Source organism: Bradyrhizobium sp. MI1.7 (genome assembly GCF_055811795.1).
This window is the reverse complement of the sequence record NZ_JBVVPO010000275.1, coordinates 1-342: the sequence shown is the minus strand read 5'-3', so window position 1 is coordinate 342 and position 342 is coordinate 1. Positions and strand designations below refer to the sequence as shown.

Below are 342 nucleotides of genomic sequence, written 5' to 3'. Positions count from 1 at the left end.
GGAAGCGGCGACCATCGGTGAGCTGATCCGATACGAAGTCGAGCGACCAGCGGTCGTTCGGCGCCATCGGCACCGTCATCGGCGCCCGGGTCCCGATCGCCCGCTTGCGGCCGCCACGGCGACGCACCGCAATTTCTCTTCCCGGTAGAGCCGGAACAGCTTCTTGTGGTTGATCACATAGCCCTCCCGCTTGAGCAGAACGTGGAGGCGCCGATAGTCAAAGCGGCGGCGCTCCTGGGCGATCGCCCTCATGCGTTGGCGAAGACCGGCATCGTCCGCCCGGGTCGTCTGGTATCTCATGGTCATGCGACAGCAGCCGATGGCTTTACACGCCCGCCGTTC

1 pseudogene is annotated in these 342 nt (G+C 65.5%); it reads right to left on the bottom strand.

From position 1 onward, the window contains the following. Positions 1 to 342 (bottom strand): annotated as a pseudogene (locus tag AC0L3X_RS47490) (IS3 family transposase); the annotation flags it as partial.